Source organism: Bacteroidota bacterium, assembly GCA_016722565.1.
In the GTDB taxonomy this organism is placed as follows: domain Bacteria; phylum Bacteroidota; class Bacteroidia; order 2-12-FULL-35-15; family 2-12-FULL-35-15; genus 2-12-FULL-35-15.
This window is the reverse complement of the sequence record JADKIU010000003.1, coordinates 153598-177866: the sequence shown is the minus strand read 5'-3', so window position 1 is coordinate 177866 and position 24269 is coordinate 153598. Positions and strand designations below refer to the sequence as shown.

The 24269-nt window shown below is 34.7% G+C and carries 15 protein-coding genes and 1 pseudogene; 11 read left to right on the top strand and 5 right to left on the bottom strand.

Features of this window, described 5'->3' with window-relative positions; genetic code table 11:
• Position 1: 1 nt before the first annotated feature.
• From IPP64_11905 to IPP64_11895, 3 genes are read right to left on the bottom strand one after another with little or no spacing between them, the layout of a single operon-like run.
• Positions 2 to 1096: a hypothetical protein gene (locus IPP64_11905; protein MBL0330092.1), complete on the bottom strand. Its 1095-nt coding sequence runs from the start codon at positions 1094 to 1096 to the stop codon at positions 2 to 4.
• A 1-nt stretch (position 1097) separates the two neighbouring features.
• Positions 1098 to 2231, bottom strand: a complete 1134-nt coding sequence (locus IPP64_11900; protein ID MBL0330091.1) for a hypothetical protein — start codon at positions 2229 to 2231, stop codon at positions 1098 to 1100.
• A gap of 12 nt (positions 2232 to 2243) precedes the next feature.
• A complete protein-coding gene (locus IPP64_11895; protein MBL0330090.1) occupies positions 2244 to 4472 on the bottom strand; it encodes a DNA cytosine methyltransferase in 2229 nt (742 codons plus the stop codon).
• 206 nt (positions 4473 to 4678) lie between these two features.
• On the opposite strand from IPP64_11895, the gene IPP64_11890 reads away from it, so the two are divergent.
• From IPP64_11890 to IPP64_11850, 9 genes are all read left to right on the top strand, one after another.
• The gene (locus IPP64_11890) at positions 4679 to 5854 is read left to right on the top strand and encodes a hypothetical protein (GenBank protein MBL0330089.1); all 1176 of its coding nucleotides are present in this window, start codon (positions 4679 to 4681) and stop codon (positions 5852 to 5854) included.
• A 20-nt stretch (positions 5855 to 5874) separates the two neighbouring features.
• Positions 5875 to 6330 carry an aspartate ammonia-lyase gene (locus IPP64_11885; protein MBL0330088.1) on the top strand — a complete coding sequence of 152 codons (456 nt, stop codon included), beginning with the start codon at positions 5875 to 5877 and terminating at the stop codon, positions 6328 to 6330.
• 29 nt (positions 6331 to 6359) lie between these two features.
• Complete coding sequence (locus IPP64_11880) at positions 6360 to 6746, top strand: TonB family protein (protein ID MBL0330087.1); 387 nt, start codon at positions 6360 to 6362, stop codon at positions 6744 to 6746.
• A gap of 6 nt (positions 6747 to 6752) precedes the next feature.
• A complete protein-coding gene (locus IPP64_11875; GenBank protein MBL0330086.1) occupies positions 6753 to 7499 on the top strand; it encodes a TonB family protein in 747 nt (248 codons plus the stop codon).
• A gap of 8 nt (positions 7500 to 7507) precedes the next feature.
• Complete coding sequence (locus IPP64_11870; GenBank protein ID MBL0330085.1) at positions 7508 to 8593, top strand: hypothetical protein; 1086 nt, start codon at positions 7508 to 7510, stop codon at positions 8591 to 8593.
• Positions 8594 to 8834: 241 nt separating this feature from the next.
• Positions 8835 to 10493 (top strand): SBBP repeat-containing protein, encoded by a 1659-nt coding sequence (locus IPP64_11865; GenBank protein ID MBL0330084.1) that lies wholly within the window; start codon positions 8835 to 8837, stop codon positions 10491 to 10493.
• A 521-nt stretch (positions 10494 to 11014) separates the two neighbouring features.
• On the top strand, positions 11015 to 11695 hold the full coding sequence (locus IPP64_11860) for a carboxypeptidase-like regulatory domain-containing protein (protein ID MBL0330083.1): 681 nt from the start codon (positions 11015 to 11017) through the stop codon (positions 11693 to 11695).
• The gene (locus IPP64_11855; protein MBL0330082.1) at positions 11692 to 13365 is read left to right on the top strand and encodes a TonB-dependent receptor; all 1674 of its coding nucleotides are present in this window, start codon (positions 11692 to 11694) and stop codon (positions 13363 to 13365) included. Before IPP64_11860 ends, IPP64_11855 begins: the two co-directional genes overlap by 4 nt.
• Before the next feature lie 886 nt (positions 13366 to 14251).
• Complete coding sequence (locus IPP64_11850; protein ID MBL0330081.1) at positions 14252 to 14977, top strand: SOS response-associated peptidase; 726 nt, start codon at positions 14252 to 14254, stop codon at positions 14975 to 14977.
• Here IPP64_11850 and IPP64_11845 read toward each other — a convergent pair.
• Positions 14974 to 18023: pseudogene (locus IPP64_11845) on the bottom strand (DNA polymerase III subunit alpha). The gene IPP64_11850 and the pseudogene IPP64_11845 overlap by 4 nt on opposite strands.
• 1 nt (position 18024) lies before the next feature.
• A complete protein-coding gene (gene dinB / locus IPP64_11840; GenBank protein ID MBL0330080.1) occupies positions 18025 to 19188 on the bottom strand; it encodes a DNA polymerase IV in 1164 nt (387 codons plus the stop codon).
• Between the two features lie 483 nt (positions 19189 to 19671).
• Here dinB and IPP64_11835 point away from each other — a divergent pair, with 483 nt between their 5' ends.
• A complete protein-coding gene (locus IPP64_11835) occupies positions 19672 to 21288 on the top strand; it encodes a hypothetical protein (protein MBL0330079.1) in 1617 nt (538 codons plus the stop codon).
• Positions 21249 to 24227 carry a right-handed parallel beta-helix repeat-containing protein gene (locus tag IPP64_11830; protein MBL0330078.1) on the top strand — a complete coding sequence of 993 codons (2979 nt, stop codon included), beginning with the start codon at positions 21249 to 21251 and terminating at the stop codon, positions 24225 to 24227. Before IPP64_11835 ends, IPP64_11830 begins: the two co-directional genes overlap by 40 nt.
• The last annotated feature ends 42 nt before the right edge of the window (positions 24228 to 24269 follow it).

Sequence of the window (24269 nt, the reverse complement as noted above, 5' to 3'; positions counted from 1 at the left end):
ACTACTTTTTATAAAACTGTATCAAAACTTCTTTAATCAAAGGTTCTGCAAATTCGACAATAAAATCCTCTTTATCTCTTGTTAATATGTATTCGCCAATTTTAAAATGAGCTATACTGCATCTTATTCTATAAATCCAATAAGCAGTGACCGTATGAATAAATTTATTATAATCTGTAAGACTTATATTAACATGTGTTTTTACCGAAGAAGTACTTATAAAAGAATCTACATCCGTTAATAAAGCGTTATACTTCGTTAAATCATTTAAAAATAAACTACCACCCTTATTCTTGCCAAATTTTATAAAGATTTCTTCACCCAGAGCTTGATATGGTTTAACTCCATTCAGTTTTAATGCTAAACTAAAAATATTGGAACATTTTGATGAAATTAGGTCATATAATTGATCATTTTCAGTTCTGGTGTATTCATTAAGCAAACTACCAATTAAATTACTATCAGTTGTTATATTTAACGTTTGGATTTTTTTTATTAATGAGTAATCAAACTCTAACTCCAAAAGATGGTATAATTTTAAATACCTTTCAAATGAATGTTTTTGGTCCAAGGCTCTGAAAATGCTGTCTTGTGCGTAAAAATCAAGCTCTTTTAACTCATCTGGTATCGTAATTGTAGGAATTTGTTTTTTATAATAATTTATTACGTTTGTGTTTTCTGATATTTTAAACCCACCCCAAACCGCTGATGTTGAGCTGTATTTTAAATGAAATTCATCGATATAATCTTTATGAATTAAAAGATAATTATATTTAAATGTATAATCAGGTAATGCAATATCGGCTAATTCACATTCCTTTAAATACGCATAAAATTGAAAACCACTTAGAGACGCAGTTTCAAACTTATGATCCTTGAGATAAAATATATCTCCTATTGAAACGCCAGCTAATTCAATAGTCGTGTTTGATACACTGCTGTCATAGGAATTATTTAGGAGCTCTATTCTATGAACGACAAAATCATCTAATTGAAGGAATTTCAAACTCGCTGAATATGAGTATTCGAAACAAGCTGTCAAATTATTTATTTGATTTATACCAACCAAATTATTTTGAATTTCTGAAATAGTCATTTTAACTTGTAGCAACTTTTAAACTTTCAATAAAAGATTCTTCCCCTTCATTCATAAAATACTCTCTAAAACCATCCATTATTGTTTTTCTTAATGCAACACCTACATTGCTTTTCTTTGAATCTATTCCTCTTTTTATCTCATTAAATTGTGCTAAATCCAAACAGTCTACACTCTCTTGGCTTTGTTTTAACGTTGTCAACAATTTATGAAGCGCCAAGTCCATCCTTGCTTCTCTTTTTTCGTCAATCTTAAACTTTGAAACTGCTGCAAAAAAAGCTTTCATTGTATTTTCTTCACTTAACCAGTTTTTAAAACTTGATAGCTCTAAAGAGTTATTATATATCCTAAATATCTCTTCATCTATTTCACAATATTTTGCTAAATATTTTTTAAAACAAATATAATTTTCATTTAATTCAGTTTCAGTTGATGATAAAATATCATCCTCATTAAGTTTTTTCACTACTAAGTTGTCTCTATCTGTTTCTGGACTTTTTGTAAGAAAACTATAATATGCATTTACAATTCTATCAAAGGCAAATTTTTTGGATTTACTTCTTATTGCATTATCTTTTTCAACATACAACTCTAACCCATCTATATCCTTACATAAACTATTCTTTAATGTCATAAATAATAGTTCAACTTGATGCCTCATTGACATTGGTTTTTGTCCAGAGTTAAGAACTATTAATCTATAGATTAAGTGATTAATCTGTTTTTCAAACCAAATTTCAAGTAATAATTTTTGATTTTCCTGTAACTCGACTCCATCCTTTGATAAATCGTCAATTATATAAGTCCTCTGCAAGCCATCAAGAATGTAAATCTGTTCACTATTAATTAATAGCTTCTCTATTGAAGCAAAATCATCGCTGTCAATAAGTTTTAGATATTTCTCTACTTGTGAAAATTCTACTGCTAAAGTTATTGTTGGTAATAATGCACCTTTCTTGAAATCCTCTTTCAATCGCGAATATTTTTTTGGGTCAACTCTTTTTCGTTGAATTTCAAATTTGTCAAAATCATCACCAACGAGATTAATATAATCTTTAGCAAGAATTTCAACATATAGAACATTTGTATTAGTTCTAAGGTCTTTGGTTTTTCCAATTATTTTAAGACTTGACATGTTTTATTTTTTTTACTTTATATTTTTTAATATTTCCAACGCTACAGCACGAGCCATTAACGGAGGAACTGCATTTCCAACTAGAGTAAACTGTGGTACTTCAAATTTACGCTTATTTCCACCGGTTGAACGTTTTCCTTGAAAAACAAATGAATCATCAAATGATTGCAATCTTGCCATTTCACGAACTGTTAATGCTCTAGGACTTGAAAAGTGTATATAATCATCTGGGATCGTCATTACTGTTGGGCTTTGTGAATCAGGTTTTAAAACATTATAATTTCTTTTTTCTGAGCCTAATCCAATTTTTAATAACTCTTTTTTTGCTAAATCATAATCTCCTGTTTTTAAGATTACACTAAGTCGTTTTACGACATCATCATTTTGTTTACTAGTCTTATGGTTATGAAGTGGAACTACTAAGTGGGTTAAAATATTATCAAGCTCTTCATTGTTTCGGACATAAAAAGGAGTTTTTGCATTTGAAAATCTTTCATTCAATCTTCCTTTTTTTGACCATTCTGAATATGTTAAGCCACTTTTTTCATTGGGTTTTCCGCAGATGGATCTTTTTTGTACTAGTGATTTCATCTTTTCAGTAGAACCATTATACTTTGCCTTTAGGTTTACCTTCTCATAATCATATTTTTCATCATCATTCCCAATAAAATCTAAATCAAATAATGCTTCAAAAACTGTTACTTTTTCTTTTTCGCTTACAGTTGGAGGGACATCTCTGATTAATTTTTGATCTTTTCTACATCCAATAAATAATACGCGTTCTCTATTTTGCGGAACACCATAATTTGAAGCTAAGGCAACAAATGGCTGCTCTATATTGTATAATCTTATTTGTGATAAAATTAATTCGAATTCTTTTTCTTTTTTTGCTTGTTTGACAAAAACTTTCAAACCATCCATACACTCGTCAAATGAATATGTATATATTTCTAGCGAATTAATTATTTCATTTACTTCATCAATATGATTCTTGGATGGTTTTAAATTTTTAAAGGCTTCGCGAATTCTGTCAACAATAGATTCGGGTTCAATTGAAGTTAGGAAATTGTTAAAATCTGCTACAAAAAAGTCATTATCTAAATCATTGAATGCTTTTTCGTTAATTACTTTTTTTCTAATATAGGCTAGTTCATTAGTTCTTTTTAAAAGATTAAAACCATGCCTTATTGTACTTATACTAGAATCGGTTTTGCTCGTTTTGTAATCAACAATTTTTGGTGTAAGTATTCTGAATTTATTTTCAATGTTTTGGATATATTGTTCCTTTAAACCGTCAATCTTAGTTTCTTCACTAGATTCAAATTTTAAGCGCTGGTTGTAGCAATCTAAAATAAATTGCTGTTTTTTTTCATCTTGTCGTAACCTAGCAATGAAGTTAATTAATTGATGAAACTCTTTTAAGTCCACAATAGATCTTATTTCTTGCAATATCATCTCACGAACGCGTCCTTCTTCTTTTGTTAAAATACCTTTAACATTTTCCATTACAAAATATTTAGGACGCAATTGTCTAATTACTTTTAAATAGTGAGAAAATAAATCATCTTTTTTATCGAATTTTTTCCTTTTCCCTGCCAAACTAAAACTTTGGCACGGAGGTCCACCGCAAACCACATCAACCTGTTTACCTTTAAGGCCTTTAATCAAGTTATCTAAAAAGTCAGGTTCCGTAATATCTTGACGTAAAAATTCTGCGTCAAGACCTAATTGATGATTGTATCGTGCAAGATGTGTTAATTCGCAGTTTTCATTTATGTCACTTCCAAGTAAAAAGTCATATAGGCGTTTTCCGTCTTCTGCTTGTAAAAACCCTTCACTGAAACCACCTGCTCCAGCAAATAAATCTACAAATGTAAATCTTTCTTTTCCCTTGTAGTATTCTGGATCTTCAGATACAAGCTTAGTTTCCGAATTACTTTTTCTCCCATTTACAAATGATAGGATTTTTTCTTTTATCTTTTTATCTGTTAGTTGGCTTAGTGGGGCATTAGATATATGCTTTTCTATTTCTTGTTTGATGAAAGACAAGAAATTATTTATCGATTTATAGCTATACTCACTATCCTTGACTTTTTGGTTCTTATTATCCCAATCTTTCTTTTTTATTTTTTCACCAGTAGAAACTTTTACCTGTGTTTCCTTTTGTCTAATCACAAGATGGATAGGATAAAGCCTGTTTTTGTCTGCTTTGCTATCAAGATAATATTTAACATTTGCCATAAGGTGGGTCTTTAAGGATACGGACAAATTTACGGACAGATTTAATTAAAGCAATTAATTCTTCAAATAATTATTAACAAAAATGAAATTGCTAAGTTTTGTAGCAAATATTACTTTGTGTTTTATAAATTATTAAGGGTTTATCTTAAACCCTTACTGATCTTTTTGATTAATTTAAAATCAAGTAATAATTGTATATTTATAAAATGAAAAAAAATATACTACTCTTTTTTTCTTTCTTTTTGGTTTGTTCTCTTTCGATAAGAGGACGTGAAGTGGCGGCATCCGTTGATAAATCAAATTTAGATAAGATTGTAGGGAGCTGGTCTGAAGCCCACAATAACTGGGATCTAAAAAAGTTTAATGAGTTGTATGCTTCTGATGTACTTTTCTATTGTCAACAATTAAAAAAAGAGGCTTGTGTTTCTAAAAAGTCCAGCTTATTTAAGCCAGATGAAGTTTTTAGCCAAAAAATTATTTCTGAAATTTCTTACGACCTCTATTCTAATAATGTAGTAAAGGCTTCATTTATTAAGGAAGTTAAAACAACTAAACGGGTAAAGGAATATCCGTCTTATCTTTTATTATATAAGTACGGTAGCGATTACAAAATTGTTGGCGAAAGCGATTTGGTTACTGACAGAAATTTGAAATATAAGCTAGATGTAGACAATCTTGTATTGTCTTCCTTACCTTATAAATCTTCGAAATTGACGGATGAAAATAATTCAAGTAATTTTTCAATATATCTCATCTTTATTCTTTTTTTTGGATTGGTAGGAGTTGTGTTTCTTTTTTATTTGAGGAGTCAGAAAAAAACTGTTGTGGTTCCTGTAATAAGTCCAGTCATTATGCCAATTGTTATAGCAGATGATATTCTTCAAGCGAAAGAAAAATTAGAACCATTAAGTGTTTTGACTGAAGAAGAAATAAATAGAAAAAAAGGATTTGAATTTGAAAAGTATATTGTTGAAAAGTTCCCAAAATCATATTTTAAAATATTGGTTTGGCGTGGCGATAAAGGAGTAAATGGTAGATATGCAGAATCTAATGCCGAGCCTGATATTGTTTTTGGTTTTACTCATAATGGGATAGAAAAGAAGATAGCTGTTGAATGCAAGTTTAGAAGTTATCGTTTTAATAATGCATTAGATATTGGTGCCAGTCAATTCAAACGTTACAAGCAGTTTGAAGTTGATCAAAATATAGATGTGTATGTGGTTTTTGGAGTTGGTGGCCTACCAGATAATCCTATTGATTTGTATTTGCTAAAACTATCAGATCTAATGTCAAATATAGTCGATGTTGAAACACTCAATAAATCGTGTAAAGCCATTGGAATTGATTTTCATTATAAAAATGATATTGAAAAACTTACATAATAAACTAAAGCTATAGCAAATTGAAGTTAGATGAAAAATTAAGCAAAGGCCTTACCGGTATTGCTGGAGAATATTTTGTAGCAGCGGAACTCTCCAGACGTGGGTTTATGGCTTCGATTACTTTAAGAAATAATGATAGTATTGATATTCATGCATCAAAGCTCTCAAATGATAAGATATTTGCGATTCAAGTAAAATCAAACCAATCAGGAAAAGCTGTTTGGGTTTTGAGTGAAAAGTCGGAAATTCACCATAAAGAAAACTTTTTTTATGTTTTTGTTGCTTTGCGTGGTGAAAATGAAAGACCTCATTATTTCATAGTACCTAGCAAAAAAGTTGCAGAATATGTAAAAGAGGGGCATTCTAATTGGTTAGCAAAGCCAGGTAAAAAAGGCCAAGCTCACAATGATAGTTCTATGAGAAAGTTTGATGACAAAAATGGAGAATTTTTAGAAAAGTGGGATTTGCTATCATAATGATTAACTTTACGCAAATAAAATACCCAATGAAACACCTCCTTCTCCTAATCACCCTCTTCCTAGCAAACATCACCTTGGCGCAAGATGATAACCCCATTCATATATCAGAAGTAATGCCTCAATTTAAAGGAGGAGAAGAAAAGAGAGTGGAATTTTTAAGCAAAAAAATTAAATATCCCAAGGCTGCTAAAAAAGCAAAAATGGGAGGGATGAGTTACATCACCTTTGTAGTAGAAAAAGATGGAAGTATTTCAGATGTAAAAGTATTGAAACCCAATGCAGGTTGTCCGCCATGTGATGAAGAAGCAATAAGAGTAACCAAGTTAATGCCCAAATGGATTCCGGGTGAACAGGATGGGAAGAAAGTACGGGTGCAGTTTAATATGCCACTAAAGTTTACTCCTAAACAATAATTTAATATGAAACAATTGCTCTTTGCAGGAATTAGTCTGTTTGTTACCGCAACCTCCATTGCTCAAACGGATACAACTTATTATACTAAGGACTGGAAGAAATGTGAGAAAGCAGAAGCGGAATATTACAGAACTTCAGTTAAGCAGGGTGAACTGTACTTGGTGCATGATATGTACATGAAAACAAACACCCCACAAATGATTGCTTATTGCAGTAGCATTGATCCCAATCTTATAAACGAAGGAAAATCAATTTTTTATTTTGAATCTGGGGAGAAAAGTAGCGAAGGTAATTATACTAATGATAAAAAGGTGGGTATTTGGACAACGTGGGATGAAGATAGAAAGGATTCACTGGTAATTGACATTTTTATTGATGGTACCTATCAAAATATACACGTGCCTAAATCACAAAGTTTTAACAGAGAAATGAATGTGAAGTATATGTCGGAAATAATGCCTGAATATAATGGCGGGGGATCAGAAAGAATAAAGTTTATTTCTAAAAATGTTGTATGCCCTAAGGTGATTCGTGATAAAGGAATTTCGGGTACCAGCTATGTAACGTTTGTAGTTGAAAAAGATGGTAGTATCAGTGGCGTAAAGTTATTAAGAGATTTTGTTAACTGTCCAGAATGTGATCAGGAAGCATTGCGTGTTGTAAAAATGATGCCCAACTGGATACCAGGTTTGCAGCACGGAAGACCTGTGAGAGTGCAATTTAATATGCCAATAAAGTTTAAAGCTAAATAGCTGTTTTAATGAAAAATGTACTCCTCCTTTCACTTCTTTTTTTATTTTCCTGTGCAGCACCAACCTTTGAAGAAGCGGGTGGTGTTCGTGTGGTTTTGGAAGCTCACAATGCAGATCCTACACAACTGGAAAGAATAAAATCTATTATTACACAACGTTTGAAGTCTTTTGGTATTGATAATCCAACCGTTCGTGCGGGTGAAAAACCAGAACAATTGATTGTAGAAATTCCAGGTAAGTTGCATGACATGCAACGCATTCGCAAACTATTGCAAAGCACCGCCAAATTGGAATTCTGGGAAACGCATGAAAACAAAGAGCTGTATGAAAAAATTGCAAAGCTAAATACGGTATTAAGCGAAGAATTGTTCCCAGAGTTGAAAGATACAGTTGTTGAAGAAGTAAAAGCAAATTTAGAAGGAGTATCTATGGAGAAACAATTTGCAGCGCAGAAATCGGAGAAAGAAATAGAAGAGGAGAAGATGAAGAATGCACAAAAACAGAATCCCTTGTTTGCCTTGTTGAACCCAGCCGTGAGATACGATGGTCGCAATTATGAATTGATGGATGGTCCTGTCGTAGGAATGGCACTCTTAAAAGATACCAGCAAAATAAATTCCTATTTCAATTCACCAACAGCAAAAAAAATTTTTGGAAGTGGAGTAAAGTTTTTGTGGACACTAGAACCCATAAAAGAAACAAAAGATATTATTCATCAACTGGTAGCCATAAGAATCACTCGTACGGGTAAAGCAGCCTTGTACGACAACATAATTGAAGATGCGAAAGTCTCGGACAGTGATTGGGGGCCGCAAATATCCATGACCATGCAAAAAGTAGCAGCCATGGATTGGCATAAACTAACCAGAGACAATATTGGAAGATCAATAGCCATTGTAGTGGATGATCAAGTGTATTCTTATCCATTTGTAAATTCAGAAATTCCAGGAGGAGTTGCCGTTATTTCAGGAAATTTCACACAACAACAAGCACAAGATTTTGCAAGTGTTTTGAAAGCAGGATCTTTACCTGTCCCAGTGAAAATTGTTTCGGAGGAAGTGGTTACTGGGAAAAGTGAAAAGAATTATAAATGATGAATGAAAGCTGTGTGCAATGAGAACGCAGATTGGATATGATTTTCATGATAAGGTATGATTTTTTGTGCTAGGGTAGTTTAGATTTTTTAAAGGAGAATGCTTCTAAAATAGATTCAATTTCTTATTTCCAATTTTAAGTCCTAGAAGGTTAATAGTCTGCGTCACTCATTTTCTTTTTGCTTTCCCTAATAATTAATCTAATTTCGCTTATACTTCATACTCACTCAAATCTCTTATCATGAAAACCATTTTCACAACCATTTTAATTATTGCTGCATCATTAACTGCTCTTGCGCAAGCTCCATCCTGGGTATGGGCAAAAAGTGCAGGCAACATGTGGTATGAAGAAGCAACAGCCATTGCCATTGACGCTAGCGGCAATACCTATATTACTGGTTTTTATAACGAAGCAAATCCTACATCGTATACGATCAGTTTTGGAACAAGTACCATTACGTCCGTTTTGGGGAAGGATGCATTTGTTGCCAAATATGACCCAACTGGAACATTGCTATGGGTGCGCAGTGCAGGCGGAACCGGTGACGACCTTGGAAAAGGAATTGCTGTGGATGCAAGCGGAAACGTTTATATTACCGGACAGTTCAGTAGCACATCCATGGTGTTTGATACAGTTACGATCAGTACAACTGCATTCAACGATGCATTTATTGCAAAATACAATTCCTCCGGTGACATCCTCTGGGCGAAAAAAGTGGGCGGTGCAGGAGGAGACTATGGTTATAGCATAGGTGTGGATGCAGCATCCAACTGTTATATCACCGGTTATTTCAACAGCAGCACAGTAATAATTGGCAGCAGCACACTCTCTAATCCTTTTTCGGGTACGGGTGGTTATCAGTTCTTTATTGCAAAGTATGATGCATCCGGAAACCCTGTATGGGCAAAAGCCACAACCAGCAGTTCGCAAAGTATCGGTAACGACATAGCCGTGGATGCTGCCGGAAATTCCTATGTGACGGGATTCTTTTCCAGCGCTGCAACGTTTGATGCCATTTCACTTACAGGTGCAGGCAAAGATATTTTTATTGCGAAATATGACCCTTCCGGAACAGCGGTTTGGGCGAAGAGCGCAAACGGCACCGCGGAAGACATGGGTATGAGTATAGCCATTGATGCGTCCGGAAATTCATACATGACAGGTTATTTCAAAGGCAACTCCATTGTGATTGGCGGAACAACATTAACAAATTCAGGCGCTCCTGATCCTGACATACTTGTTGCGAAATACGATGCTGCAGGTACCCTGCAGTGGGTGAAAAAGCCTGTAGCCTATGGATTTGATATGCCGCTGGGCATTGCCGTGGATGCGCTTGGCGACTGTTATGTAACGGGTTATTTCAAGGGCTCGTCCATCATTTTCGGGACCACTACCTTGTTCAGTTCGGGCGCTACCGGTCCTATCGGAGATTTTTTTACAGCCAAATACAGCACCACAGGAACAGCGATGTGGGCAAAAAATCTGGTGTCGTCAGCCGGAGCATGGGGAGCCGGTGTTGTTGTTGATGCAGCTTATGCTACTTATTATACTGGATTTTTCGAAGATCTTTCACTTGCGTTCGGCAGCACCACACTCAATGCCAGCAATCGTGAAATATACATTGCAAAGCTTGGTCCTTCGTCAACCGTTGGTATTGACGGTGTTTTCAGTAATGATCAGATAATCGTGTTTCCAAATCCGGCAACAGGAAGTGTTACCTTCACGCATAAAAATAACAGCAAGGTGGAGCTGAGCAATGTGCTAGGGGAGGTTATCTACACTGCTAAAGTAGACGGTGAGCAAACCACGCTGGATGTTTCCCATTATGCAACAGGAACCTACTTTTTAAAAATAGTTTCTGATGCAGGAAGTGTCACAAAAAAAATCGTGATTCGCTAGAGTTGGTTCTTATTTATCAACATAAGAAATATGTTTCAATTTATTTTGTGCAAAAAATAAACAGCAAAGAGGATGAAGTTCATCCTCTTTGCTGTTTTATAGAAGTTTCTTAAAAAGAAATAATAAAATCCCTTGCCCCGTCCCGATCCCGATAGTCCCGATCCCGATAGCTATCGGGACTATCGGGATCGGGACTATCGGGATCGGGATCGCGAGTAGAGAATCCCACATGTGCGTAATTCACTGCTCCCGATAGCTATCGGGACGGGGCTAAAGAGTAAGCTTATTACTTAAAAAAAACTAAATATAATCCCTAGCCCCGATTGAAGAGGAAATCCTTTGGCTTTTTTGCCAAAGATTGAATCGGAAAGCCTGCCTGCCGGCAGGCAGGCGGGTGAATGAATGTTGCGAAGGAAAAGGATGGTGCTACTAAAAAAATTCATCTTAAATTCAAACTAAACTCCCTTGTAACTATTCGATATACTTGAACGTCATACGTGCGAAAATTCAAAAATGCATCTATGAAAATTAAGTTACTTCTATTACTACTTATTCTTACAAATACACTATCAGCACAACAAAAGCTCGAACTAACAGGGCAAGTAAAAGATGCCACATCAAAAGATAACCTGGAGTTTTGTAATGTTATTATATATAATCAAAAAGATAGCTTAATAACAGGTGGCGTAACCAGCGACAAAGGCTTTTTTACCATCCCTCTGGATGCAGGAACCTACAAAGTTGTTGTAAGTAATATCGGGTACAAACCGGATACAACTCAAGCGTTCGAGATGAACGAAAACAAATTTCTGGGTGTGATAAAACTGAAGCAAGATGCTGCCTTATTGAAAGAAGTTGCCGTGACATCCCGCTCTGACGAAAATCAATTGGATAAAGATGTACAAATAGTTACCGATAAAATGAGAGTTGGAGCAGCCAATGCGAAAGAAGTGCTAGAAAAAGTAAACGGTGTTACCTACGATAGGTTCAACAACAGTATAAAAGTAGATAACAACAGCAAAGTGATTATATTGGTAGATGGAATGGAGAAAGATCAAGAATATATTAAAAATTTATCGCCCGATAGATTAAAGAAAGTTGAAGTGATACGCGACCCCGGTGGACGTTACGGGTTGGAAGGCTATTCGGCAGTGATTAATATTATTCTTAAAAAGATTATCGCGGAACTGATATTCAAGTGAATAATCAAACCTTGCTGGATGCTGATGCGAATCAAAAAAAATACGTTCCCATGCAGAACGAACTCAATGTATCTTTAAATTATGTTTACAACAAAGTAAATCTCTACGGTACGTATAATAGTAGTATCAACAATTTTAATTTTGATGCGAATACAAAAAAAGAATACGGAAGTGGTTTGGTTATCGAAAATAAAAAGAGGGGTGATAGGAATATGCATGTAAAGGAGGTTACAAATTCATACACCTTGGGTGCCGATTATTATATCAACCCCAAACATACCATTAGTTTTGAAAGTGATCTGTCGGCCGCCCCATTGAAATACAACAGTACTTCACAAGAGTATACTATAGATTATTCCAACGCAGGAACTTCTTTTCTGAATTTCAATTCCAGTTCCCTGCAAACATCGTCCAATATGAATTCAAAAAATAACTTGTTTTACAATGGTAAACTGGACGAGAACAATTTAATAAATGCCAGTTTTAATTATTCAATTTTGAATTCCACCACCACCAATCATTACAATGATGATTTACTAAATGTGACCAACCAGAAGGGGAATGATACTAAAAATTCAAGTAAATTTTATGTAGAGTATACACATACCTTCAAGAAACAAATGAATGTGCAAATTGGGTATGGCAATGCATGGCAACAACAGAATAACAAATTAACATCCGACAGTATCACCAATAATTTTAAGTACATCGATTTTCGCCATAAGTTATATGCATATTATTCATGGCAGCTAACTAAAAAGCTAGGAATAAAAATAGGTGCAGCTACAGAAACAAGCGCCCCCAATGCGGACGGAATAAAACGTCACTATATTATTGCTCAGCCTTATGCCGATATTAAATACGCTCCTTCGCAAAACTTGGGCATTAAACTAAAATTTCGTGCAGACAATCGTTACCCGGATGTTGAAGAAACAAATCCATTTACATCCTTTATTGATGTACAAAGTATACAAACTGGAAATCCGTATCTGAAACCGGAAGTGACAAATAAAGTGTCGATGCAGATAGATATCCTTGGAGGATTATTCACCATTGAACCGTATTACCATTTCTCCAACAACTACATAACCACAACTGGAACTTTGCGCAGTGATAACATATTTGAATACAGTTATAACAATGCGGGCAACTACGTAAGATATGGATCAGAGGCACGTTTGACGATTCCTTTTTCAAAATCAATTTTTTTGCAGACAGATGTTGATGTGTTCAGCAATAGCATTAAATATGCAACCACATCAAACAGTTTTAACTTTTGGACCATGTCAAGTCAATTGATTTATCAGAATCCTAAATATTCTACAGTTGCTGGTTTACAGTATCAAAAAAATCTTGTAAGATATATTACAGCGCAAGGATATGATAAAGGAGACAATGATTATTGGATTGCCTTTGTGCAACAGCCATTCTTTAAAGAGAAATTAAATGTGATGCTTTTGTATTTTATTCCAACAAATTTTGGGTGTGACTTTGATCAAGGCGGTTATTTGAAAACTCAATCCTACCAAGAAACTAAGACGTACGATATCAGTATTCTTAAAAACGTAGTGATGGTTCAACTGAGTTATCGTTTTAGCAAAGGAAAATCCGCCAATAAAACAGAAAAGAATATAGAGCAGGAGGAAGGAAGGAAAAAAGGAATTTTTTAGTTTCTGCTTTGGTGCTGAGTTTTTTGTATTGAATGTTAAGTTGAATGTTTTGGAGCATATTCATTTTAATATTTTGGAGCACGTGCTTTTTCGTCCTAATTTTCATTGTCCCGCCTGCCTGCCGGCAGGCAGGCTTTATGCTGCAATTTAAAATCCCTAGCCTCGTCCCGATAGCTATCGGGAGAAGAGAATCCCGCACGTGTGGGAGAAACGGAAAGCCTTTAGGCAGACGGGTGTAAGTATATTACGAAGGAAAAGGATAATGCTACTAAGAATGAAAGTGCTTCAAAAAATGAAAGTGCCCCCAACAACTCAAATTAAAATCCCTAGCCCCGTCCCGATGGCTATCGGGAGTAACGGAAAGCCCGCACGAAGGAGGACTTGTAGTGAAAAGCCTGCCTGCCGGCAGGCAGGCGGGTGTGAGTTTATTATGAATGAAAATGGTTGTGCTCCAAAAAGATAATGAAATTATTTACCGATACAGAACCTGAGATTGTGCATGTATGTAGGCCTTTGGCAGATTGAGGTACAGAGAAAGTACAAAAGTTCACCAAATGCCATATGACTCAATCGTAGTAAATCGTACAAGCGTTTATTTTTATTTTTTTGCTGATTTATTGCAAACATAAATATAAGATTTTTTTATTGATGTTAATATCTTTTTTTGCAAATGTTGAACCTGCTTTTATTAAAGGCTTCGAGCGTCTCAATTCAAATAATGCTACTCCCAAGAATGATTATATCAAATATAGTCTTTTTAAATTTGAGGCATTTCTTTGTAAACAAATTCGTCTTTCACTTTTTCTTGATTTGGATTTTCTTTTTTTGAAGTAATTAATATAGAAACGATATACGCTTACAAAATGAATTTTCGTATTTTTGATATATGTGTTACTCTGTCTCTTCAAAATTATCCGGCATTCAGATAAAACAACTGGAAAATGATTTTTCTACCGAATTGGAAGAAAAGGAAGTTCCTGAGTTTTATGTTGCTTCTGGTTTCTCTCATCCTAAGTTACCTGTAATAACTTCTGAACAGAAGTTTAAAAATTATCGTTGGGGATTAATTCCTCATTGGGCAAAAGATTGGGAAGCAGCGAAAAAAAGTAGAGTTCAATGCTTAAATTCAATTGGCGAAGAAGCTGATTCTAAACCATCATTTAGAGATGCTATTAAGAACGGCCAATTTTGTATTATCCCCGTTAATGGTTTTTATGAATGGCATCATTTTAATGATGAGAAATACCCTCATTTTATTTATCCGAAAGATCAATCTGTCTTTCTTTTGGCAGGATTGTATAATCAGTGGACGAATAAAGCAATTGATGAAGTGCATGATACTTTTACTATCATAACTACCCGCGCTAACGATAGAATGGAGTGGATTCATAATTCAAAAAAGAGAATGCCTGCTATTCTTAATTTGAATGATGCAAAGACATGGTTAGATACAGGTATTTCGTATGAACAGAAAAAGCAATTGCTTGAACCCTTCGATTCAGGTTTAATGGCAGATAATCCAATTAGTAAGCTTATTACTTCTCGAAAGGAAAACCCTAATAATCCAAAAGTGATGGAGCCTTTTGAATACCCTGAACTGGCTCTAAGTTAGTTTTTCATTTTTGTTCGCGGTAAATCAACCTCAGTTGGATAGGGCGCACGATGTGTTGAACTCACATCTTGTTTTATTTGTTCATGCACTTTGAATTGCCTTCCACTTGAATTCGAGTAACGTGGATCAGAATGAAAGGCATCTTTGCCATCTTGGTTATAGTAACTGTCGGAAAATGAAAATCAACTTCAACTGTGCCATATAACAGATAACATCCTCCACCTTTAAATGGATAATTAACTAAACTATTTGCGAAATGTGCAGTGTCAAAATATTCTCCTTCTGCATCTATCCAAGTTCCGAAATACATAGTTCCTGCCTTAGTTGGTACTTGCTTAGTTGAAACCAAGTAAGCTAGCATCTTTATTTGCTTTTTATGATGCTGCAATAAGTCCTTTGCCATTACATCTCCGCGATACTTCGTTTGCAATAAATCAAATGGTGAGCAGGAAACAGGAAAGCTTAAAATTTCAATTTCGTCAAACCCATCTTCAAAATCGGAGCGTTCCAAAACGGGTAATTTATATTCTTTAACTGGTTCATGTAGCAACATCCAATTTCTGTTTTCTGGTTTGAAGTTCACCAATATCAATCTTGCAGCTAACATTAATTCATTTTTTGTTTTTCCAGTAAAACGAAATGCACCGATGAATATTAAAGTTTGCATTCCCTCAATGCCGACTGAAATACGATTAATAAAATCTTCCATTGATTTGTATTCACCGTTTTTTTCTCTTTCCTCTACAATGGAATTAGCCAATGTGGAATTTAAACTTTTTAAATGCATAAAACCTAAGTAAACATCACTCCCATAAACCATTGTTTCATACAAGCTTTTGTTTACGCAGGGGTTATTAATATTCCCGCCCGACATTCGTGCTTCATGAACATAGATTTCAGGTCGATAAAATCCTCCTCCGTTATTTATTGCCGACACCATAAATTCTATTCCGTAATAAACTTTCAAATAAAGACTTTGATAACTTTCAACTGCATAGGAAGCGGAATGTGCCTTGCAAAATGAATAACCCGCAAATGATTCAATTTGTCGGTAAACCTCTTCGCTTAATTTAAGCGGATGCCCTTTTTTCTCGCAGGATAAAAAGAATTGTTCTTTGACAGTATGTAATTCTTTAAGTGATCTGCTTTTTCCACTAATTGCCCTTCGCAGAATATCACCATAAGCAGCTTCAAGCCCTGCATAATGCAAAGCAATTTTAATTACATCTTCTTGGTACACCATTACTCCGTATGTTTCGCCAAGCTGTTCTTTAAAAACATCGTGAAAATATTCAAACTTATCTGGATTGTTGTGGCGAAAAATATATTCTTTCATCATTCCGCTTTGTGCAACACCTGGACGAATGATACTTGATGCAGCTACCAGCACTTTGTAGTTGTCACATTTTAAACGCCTAAGCAATCCTCGCATTGCAGGACTTTCAATGTAAAAGCATCCAAGTGTTTTTCCTCTACTTAAAAACTCGTTGCACTTTGCTTCATTTTTAGAAATGGAAACATCTTTGATATTTACTTTTATTCCGCGATTCTTTTCAACCAACTTCACTGTGTCGTCAATTGTTCCTAAGCCCCTTTGGCTAAGTATATCGAATTTCTCAAATCCGATGTCTTCCGCTATGTGCATATCAAATTGCACAATTGGAAATCCTTTAGGTGGCATTTCCAAAGCAGTAAAATTGGTGATGGGTTCTTCAGAAATAAGAATACCACAAGAGTGCATACTCCTTTGGTTTGGATACTTCTCCAGCATCATTCCGTATTCCTCAACCAACTTTACAATTGAATTTTTATCGTGCGAAGCCATTGGAGATTTTGCTAATACATCCAATTCCTCTTTTGGTAAACCAAATACCTTCCCAACCTCGCGAAATATCGAACGATACTTAAACTCAGCTATTGTTCCACAAAAAGCAACGTGATTTGGATCAAAGCGTTTAAATATATAATCCAAAATAAAATCTCTCTCTTGCCACGACCAATCAATGTCAAAATCTGGAGGACTTTTGCGACTTGAATTTAAAAAGCGTTCAAAATATAAATCCAATTCGATTGGACAAATGTCTGTGATTCCTAAACAATAACTAACTATGCTATTTGCACCGCTACCACGCCCAACGTGCATAAATCCTCTACTGTTGCTGTATCGGATAATATCCCAGGTTATTAAGAAGTAGCCTCCAAAATTTAAATCGTCAATTACTTTTAGTTCTTTTAATACTCTTGCGTGCGCTTCTTTATTATTTTTACCGTAGCGTTTAATTAGTCCTTCGTTTGCTAAGTTTTCTAAAAGTAATTTGTCTCCAAGTTTACTTTTTGTATAATATCTTTTATTTCGTGGCGTATTGAAAATAAATTCAAAATTGCAATCATCTATCAGTCGTTCGGTGTTCTTTACTATTTCAGGGTAGTCGCTATATTTTGAAAGTAATTCATCTAGCGGAAGCATTGCTTCCGTTGTTTTGCAGTAATCATCACTCGTTAGTTTTGATAAAATAATGTTTGTGTCAATTGCCCTAAGAATCTTGTGAAGGTTAAATTCCTTTTTAGTTCTAAAAGTAACTGGATGAAAAACAACCATCTTCTCTAATTTATCTTTCCACTCATCTCTAAAGAGTTTTATTAACTGTTCCGAACGAATACCGATGTACTCATTGTCTCTTAAAACCAATGGTATGTTTTCCATTGGATATATTACTGCGACATTAATGAATTCAGGTGCATATTCAGGAAGTGGTGTATTCTCAAAATTATGCTTTGTAAGTAAGCGGCACATTTCTCCAATTCCATCTTTTTTTTTTGCTATTCCTACAAAATGTAATTTATTGTTGTATCGAAACTCAATTCCAACAAGCGGTTTAATTTCAACAGCTTTACAAGCTTTTATAAAATCATATATACCAGTAACCGTATTAATGTCTGTTAGAGCCATCGCTTTAACATTGCATTCTTTGGCTTTCTGCACTAATTCATCTAATGGAATTGTGCCGTAACGTAGACTATGATATGAATGACAATTAAGGTACATCTTACTTTTTTTTATCTTTCATTTTTGTACCTGCACAACGAGTAATTGCATCAAAGCCAAAACGATTTTTCATTTTGTCAATTGCTTGATATAAAGACATCATTTCTGTTGTGTCATCGAACATATCTATTTGATAAGTTCCATGAACTAAGCTTGTAAAGCGAATTCCTATTAAACGTAAACGCATTCTTCGATTATACAGTTTGTCAAATAAGTCATTTACTTTATCAATTAAAATATGATCGCAAGAAGTATATGCAATTCTGCATTGCTTTGTTTCCGTATCAAAATTGTTGTATCGTATTTTGACAACAACGGTTGAAGTCAACCATTTTTCAGAACGTAATTGATAAGCAAGTTTTTCAACCATTCCAACTATTAATGCTTTTAATCTTGGAATATCTATCGTATCTTTTTCAAAAGTATGTTCTGTCGAAATTGATTTTCTTTCTGAAAAAGGTTCAACAGGACTATTATCAATTCCATTTGCTTTTTTCCATAACTCAATCCCGTTCTTGCCTATCATCTGCTGTAACACATCGGCAGGCATTTCAGATAATGTTTTAATAGTTCTTATACCAATTCGGGAAAGCAACTGAAATGTAACATCACCCAGCATTGGGATTTTTTGAATTGACAAAGGATCTAAAAATGGTCTAACCATTTCCTCTCTGATTTCTAACTTGCCTACCGGTTTTGCTTCTCCTGTTCCAATTTTTGAAACAGTTTTGTTTACAGACAAAGCAAAGCTGATAGGTAAACCAGATTCCTTCATAATTTTTGAAGTCAGTTCAGTTGTCCATTTATAACAACCAAAAAATTTATCCATTCCTGAAATGTCCAAATAGAATTCATCAATACTCGCTTTTTCAACAACAGGAGCTTGGTCTTGAATTATGGATGTTATTTCATGCGATTTGTTTGAATACAATTCCATATCTCCCTTAATTACTTTAGCCTGAGGACAAAGACGAAGTGCAAATTTCATTGGCATAGCTGATCTCACACCAAACTTTCGTGCTTCGTATGAGCAAGAAGCAACAACGCCTCTGTCAGAACTACCACCAATAATTAATGGTAGTCCGTTTAATTCTGGGTTATTGAGTCTCTCACAAGAAACATAGAAAGTATCTAAGTCCATGTGGACAATCGTTCGCTTATTCATTGGATTTGAGTAGGGTTAATTCCGAGTTTTAAAATTACCAATATATTTAGTATATTTGTGCTACATATTTTAGCAACCTTTTAAAGTCCTTAACACAAGGCATTACAGACCACAAGAAAATATTAACAATGTTTGCGATAATTGACATAGAGACCTGCGGAGGTAAATTTGAGTACAAAAGAGTATAAATATTTATGTAGCTGGAACGATGACAATCGTGTCATTGAAACAATGACAGATAAAAAACCTATTTGGTCTTTTGAACCATCAACAAAAATGTCACGGAAGTCGAAAAGTGTCCAAAAAAGTTAGAATATATTTATTTAACATTCGGAGGTTAAATAATCAAAGAATTATTTTGCGTAGGAATTTTAATTAATATCATCTTTAAGTATTAAAGTTTGAGTTTTATCCAAATTATTCTATATTAGCCATAGATAAGCGTTTATCCATAATTTTAATATACCCTATATTTTAAATCTCATGAAAAAACTTCTTCTATTCCTAAGTTTATTTCTTTGCTCTGTTATAACAAATGCACAAACTGGCGCAACTTGTATTAGTGCAATTAATTTAACGAGCGGAAATTATTGCCCTATATATAGTGCAACTTCAAATCAGATAACATGGTTTCAGTTTATCCCTGACTCTACTAATGTTACTGTTGAAGTTTCTGCAATGTTTGACAGTCTCAATCTTAACAATAGAATTGTTCAACTTGATTTATATTCTGGTACTTGTAGCGGAATGACCCTTATTGAAAGTACTACTGACACATCAATGATGAAATCAATGTTTTTAAATCCTACGAGTTTAATAGTTGGGCAAACGTATTTCATACAAATCTACAATGGAATCTACAATACCGATTTTTCGATTTGTCTTGAAAATAAATCTTCTTCGTCTGTACCTTGTGGAAACAAAATTTCAAATGGTGGTTTTGAAAGTTTCAGTTCATTACCAGATTGTTCAAGCCCATCAACCAGTTTCCGAATTACCAGAGCTAGTGGTTGGATGGATTCCCCAAACCCTTTTAGCAGTACAGGTGCTCGACTTACTCCAGATTATCAAAATATTCTTTCTCCAATTGTACCTGCATGCTTCTCTTTTTTAGCTCCACCAAGAACAGCAAATGGTTCAGCAGGAGTGGGTAGTAGTACAGCTTCTGGTGGTTTGTACAGGGAGTATATATTAAATGGTGCAACGGGTATGGTTAATGGTGCTACATATAAATTTGAATTTTACTATAAAAGAATCGTTGGAAGCGATCCTAGTAATATTGCTGTAGCCTTACGTCCCGGACCAGCTACTATGTCTGATCCACTTTTTGGTGAAACGCCTCTACCTAAAACTGAAACACCAATAGCTGGAGGTTGGGTAAAAGTTACTACATTTTATACTCATGCAACTACTTTTGGTACTGTCCTTTTTGCAATTGGAGATTACTTTTCAGGAATAGATCATAGCACAAACAATTATTGGAGTATTGATGATGTATCAATGGTTGAGTCACCTATAGTAACGGTAGCTGGACCACCTACTTTTTGTGCTGCAGAAAATGGAACTGTTACTTTTACAGCAAATACAAGTACTGGATCTGGTTTCACTTGGACTTGTAGTCCCGCTTTACCATCGACTTCTTTTTCATCGTCAGGGAATGTAGCTACTCTTAGTGGCCCTATTGCAGGCCAAACAACTACAGTAATATATACGATAACATTAACTTGTACAACTACCAGTGGATGTATTTCCACAACTACTTATCCTTACACTATTACAGCACCACCTGCTTTGCCAACAATTAGTTATAGCAATTTGCTTTGTGCTGGTGGAACAAGTGTTTTAAGTGTAAGTACAATTTATCCGACTACAATACAATGGTATTTAAATGGATTACCAATTAGTGGTGCAACGTCTGTAAATTATACTGCAAGTATTCCTGGAATATATACTGTCCAAATAAGCTACACTGATGGAAGTTGTCCTGTTTTTTCTAATCCATTTATTTTAGCATTAAATCCTAATCCTATAGTATTTGTAGAATCGAATTTGCCAGAAAATTGTCCAGAAATTTGGATGGTCAAGCATCAGCATTTGTAAGTAGTGCAACAGGCCCTTTGGTTTATGCATGGAGCAATGGAACAACGAATAGTAGTAGTTTGTTTTCGGATAACGTTAACGGCTTAACTGGTGGACCAATAAGTGTAACTGTAACCGATGCAAATGGATGTGTTGGAACAGCAAGCACAACAGTTGTTACTTTACCTTTATTTGCAGCTCCAATTATTTCTGGAGATGGAACCATTTGCGCAACAACACATACCTATATAATTTCAAATTACAATCCTGCTTATACTTATAGTACTCCTTTGATAACTCCATTAGGATATGGTACAGCTTCTGCAATAAGCGGAGCTGGAACATTTACCGTTACATGGATATCAAGTGCTGTTACATTTGGAGCAGATATAACTGTAACAGCAACAGATCCTTTAACAGGTTGTTCGAATTCAGCAACAGAGCATTACTATCCTTGTTGTTTGGGTCCACACGGCACAACAAATGTTATCAATGGTTTATCGAGTTCTTTGGCAAATCCTTTTATTGGAGGAACTTTAGTAATTAACGGAACATTTACTATTGACAATAATTTTACAATAAATGGAACAAATGTAGTAATGGCTGCCGGAGCAAAAATTGTTATTCCCACTGTTGGCGGAACAAAAACTTTGACTTTGACAAACAATACATATGTGCATGCAGCACCATGTAATATTATGTGGAATAGTATTTATATCAATGCTGGTCAAAACCTTGTTGTTAATGGCAACACACGCATTGAAGATGCTGATAGTGCTGTTGTTTCCGTAGATGGAGGAAAATACACCATTACGAATTCTGAGTTAAATAAAAATTTCAAACATATTGTTGTAATGCCATTTGCAGGTTCGCATACAGGCACAATCACAAAAACTAATTTATACTGCAGAAACTATCCTACTTTAACAAATGCGACATTGCTTCCTCCTTATGCTACGGGAACAAGAACAAGAGTAGGAATTGAAATTTATGAGGTGAATCAAATTCAGATAGGAACCTCAACAAGTGCTTCCCTAAAAAACAATTTCAGAAACATGGGGAATGGTATCAGAAGTAAAGGTAGTAGTGTTGTGGTATACAACAACTTATTTACAGTTATTGATAATCCATCAGGTGTAGCATGTAAAGGTTGTGATTGTCAACTTGGAACTGCAATATGTGCAACAGGAGAAAAAACACCATCACACATACTTATTGTTGCAGGAGCTGGTACGATACAAAACACGTTCTTTAATTGCCTCAACGGTATTTCAGCAAAAAATAACATGGATGTGTTTGTTGATGGAAACGTATTTCTTAATTTGACAGGTACAGGTGTTTTTGTTACTCAATGTTCAAACAGATTACTGGATGTTGTAAACAATAAAATGACAGCTGTTATCAATGGTATTGATATGTATGAAAATCCAAATGCATTTAGCATGAACATTGCCAATAATCAAATTAGTTTATCTGGCGGTTTATATGGATCGATTATTTCAAACTATGCCATTGTTGTACAAAATGTATTGTTGAATCCAAATAATGCAACCATTACAGGCAACACAATAGAAAGAGCAAAAACAGGTATTTGGTTGATTAATTCAGATGCTACGCTTGTTGAAGGGAATTCAATTGGATATCCTTTTGGTATGGTTGTAAGTGGAGCGACATTGATCGGTATCCGTTTAGAAAAAAGTGATAATAGTAAAGTTGAAAATAATACTGTTCAAAAATTAGGGGGACCACCACCAAGTGCTGCAACCGAATTAATTTTACGTGGTATTAGCGTTGAAAATACTCAAAACAGTGTAGTCGGAAAAAACACACTTATAAGAGTTGGCCAAGGTGTACGAATGTTGGGAGCTTGTAATAATGCAACCATTGCTTGTAACAATTTATTTCAATGTTGGTATGGTTTAAAATTTGACGGAGCCACTGTTGGCAACCAATTGAATAGTGGCGTTTCTCAGCGTAATGTATGGTTCATTAACCTAGGACCGGCAAAAATGAGTGGAAACATTTTATCACCAATTGAAATGTGGTACATAAGTGGTAGCCCATTCACTGACCCTAGAAATGGGTTGTCAACACCAGGAATGGCACCATTGAGTTTTGTTGCAACACACCCTGCAGTTGCAACAAGTTCAGCAGATGTTTGCGCTAGTTTTTTTGCTCCACCTTCACCAACGGATGTAAGAAATCAAAAATTTGGTAAGATTGTTCACAACCTGATGGCCTATACAGCAATGCCTGCAGAATTTGATTTTGCAGATAAAATGATGACATACAGAGAGCTGAAAAAAGACCCAGCAATGCTTACCTTGGGTGCTGCTGATGATATTGATTATCAAAATTTTTATACTGCCAGTGAAACTGCACCGATAGGAAAATTTGAGCAAGTAAGTGATTTAATCAATAGTGATAATGTTGCTACAGCTACATCGGTAAACAGTGCTGTTGCTCCAACAACAGTAATGGAAACAAATCGCAAAACAGTTAATGCTATTTATTTACAAACGTTTGCAAGTGGTAGTTATGAACTTGAATCTGCTGATGAAAGCACACTACTTGCAATCGCTAATTTAGATCCTTTGACGGATGGTGATGCTGTTTACAGTGCCCGTGCAATGCTGCGTATTGATCCAACAGATAATAGCACTGTGCGTTCAATGGAAACAGAAGAAGAGGAAACTATTCAAGAAAACACTCTTGCAAGTAAAGTATATCCAAATCCAAACAACGGTGTAATGCAAATGGATTATACTATTGATGAAGAAGCAACCGGAACATTAATTATTTATGATTTAACTGGTAGAAAATTAAATGCGTATACTCTGACTAGCGGAACTAACACTTTACAAATTGATGAAAGCAAATTGGAAAGTGGTATTTACTTCTATCAAATTATTGTAAATAATAAAATGATTGAATCTGATAAAATTGTAATTGTGAAATAAAAATCTTAACTTAATGCAATGACACTAATCGTGTCATTGCAT

Excerpts from the sequence above, each read along its gene's own strand:
- IPP64_11900 (MBL0330091.1), bottom strand. The coding sequence starts at position 2,231 with ATGTCAAGTCTTAAAATAATTGGAAAAACCAAAGACCTTAGAACTAAT.
- IPP64_11870 (MBL0330085.1), top strand. The coding sequence starts at position 7,508 with ATGAAAAATGTACTCCTCCTTTCACTTCTTTTTTTATTTTCCTGTGCA.
- IPP64_11890 (MBL0330089.1), top strand. The coding sequence starts at position 4,679 with ATGAAAAAAAATATACTACTCTTTTTTTCTTTCTTTTTGGTTTGTTCT.
- IPP64_11835 (MBL0330079.1), top strand. The coding sequence starts at position 19,672 with ATGAAAAAACTTCTTCTATTCCTAAGTTTATTTCTTTGCTCTGTTATA.
- IPP64_11880 (MBL0330087.1), top strand. The coding sequence starts at position 6,360 with ATGAAACACCTCCTTCTCCTAATCACCCTCTTCCTAGCAAACATCACC.
- IPP64_11860 (MBL0330083.1), top strand. The coding sequence starts at position 11,015 with ATGAAAATTAAGTTACTTCTATTACTACTTATTCTTACAAATACACTA.
- IPP64_11875 (MBL0330086.1), top strand. The coding sequence starts at position 6,753 with ATGAAACAATTGCTCTTTGCAGGAATTAGTCTGTTTGTTACCGCAACC.
- IPP64_11895 (MBL0330090.1), bottom strand. The coding sequence starts at position 4,472 with ATGGCAAATGTTAAATATTATCTTGATAGCAAAGCAGACAAAAACAGG.
- dinB (MBL0330080.1), bottom strand. The coding sequence starts at position 19,188 with ATGAATAAGCGAACGATTGTCCACATGGACTTAGATACTTTCTATGTT.
- IPP64_11850 (MBL0330081.1), top strand. The coding sequence starts at position 14,252 with ATGTGTTACTCTGTCTCTTCAAAATTATCCGGCATTCAGATAAAACAA.
- IPP64_11865 (MBL0330084.1), top strand. The coding sequence starts at position 8,835 with ATGAAAACCATTTTCACAACCATTTTAATTATTGCTGCATCATTAACT.
- IPP64_11905 (MBL0330092.1), bottom strand. The coding sequence starts at position 1,096 with ATGACTATTTCAGAAATTCAAAATAATTTGGTTGGTATAAATCAAATA.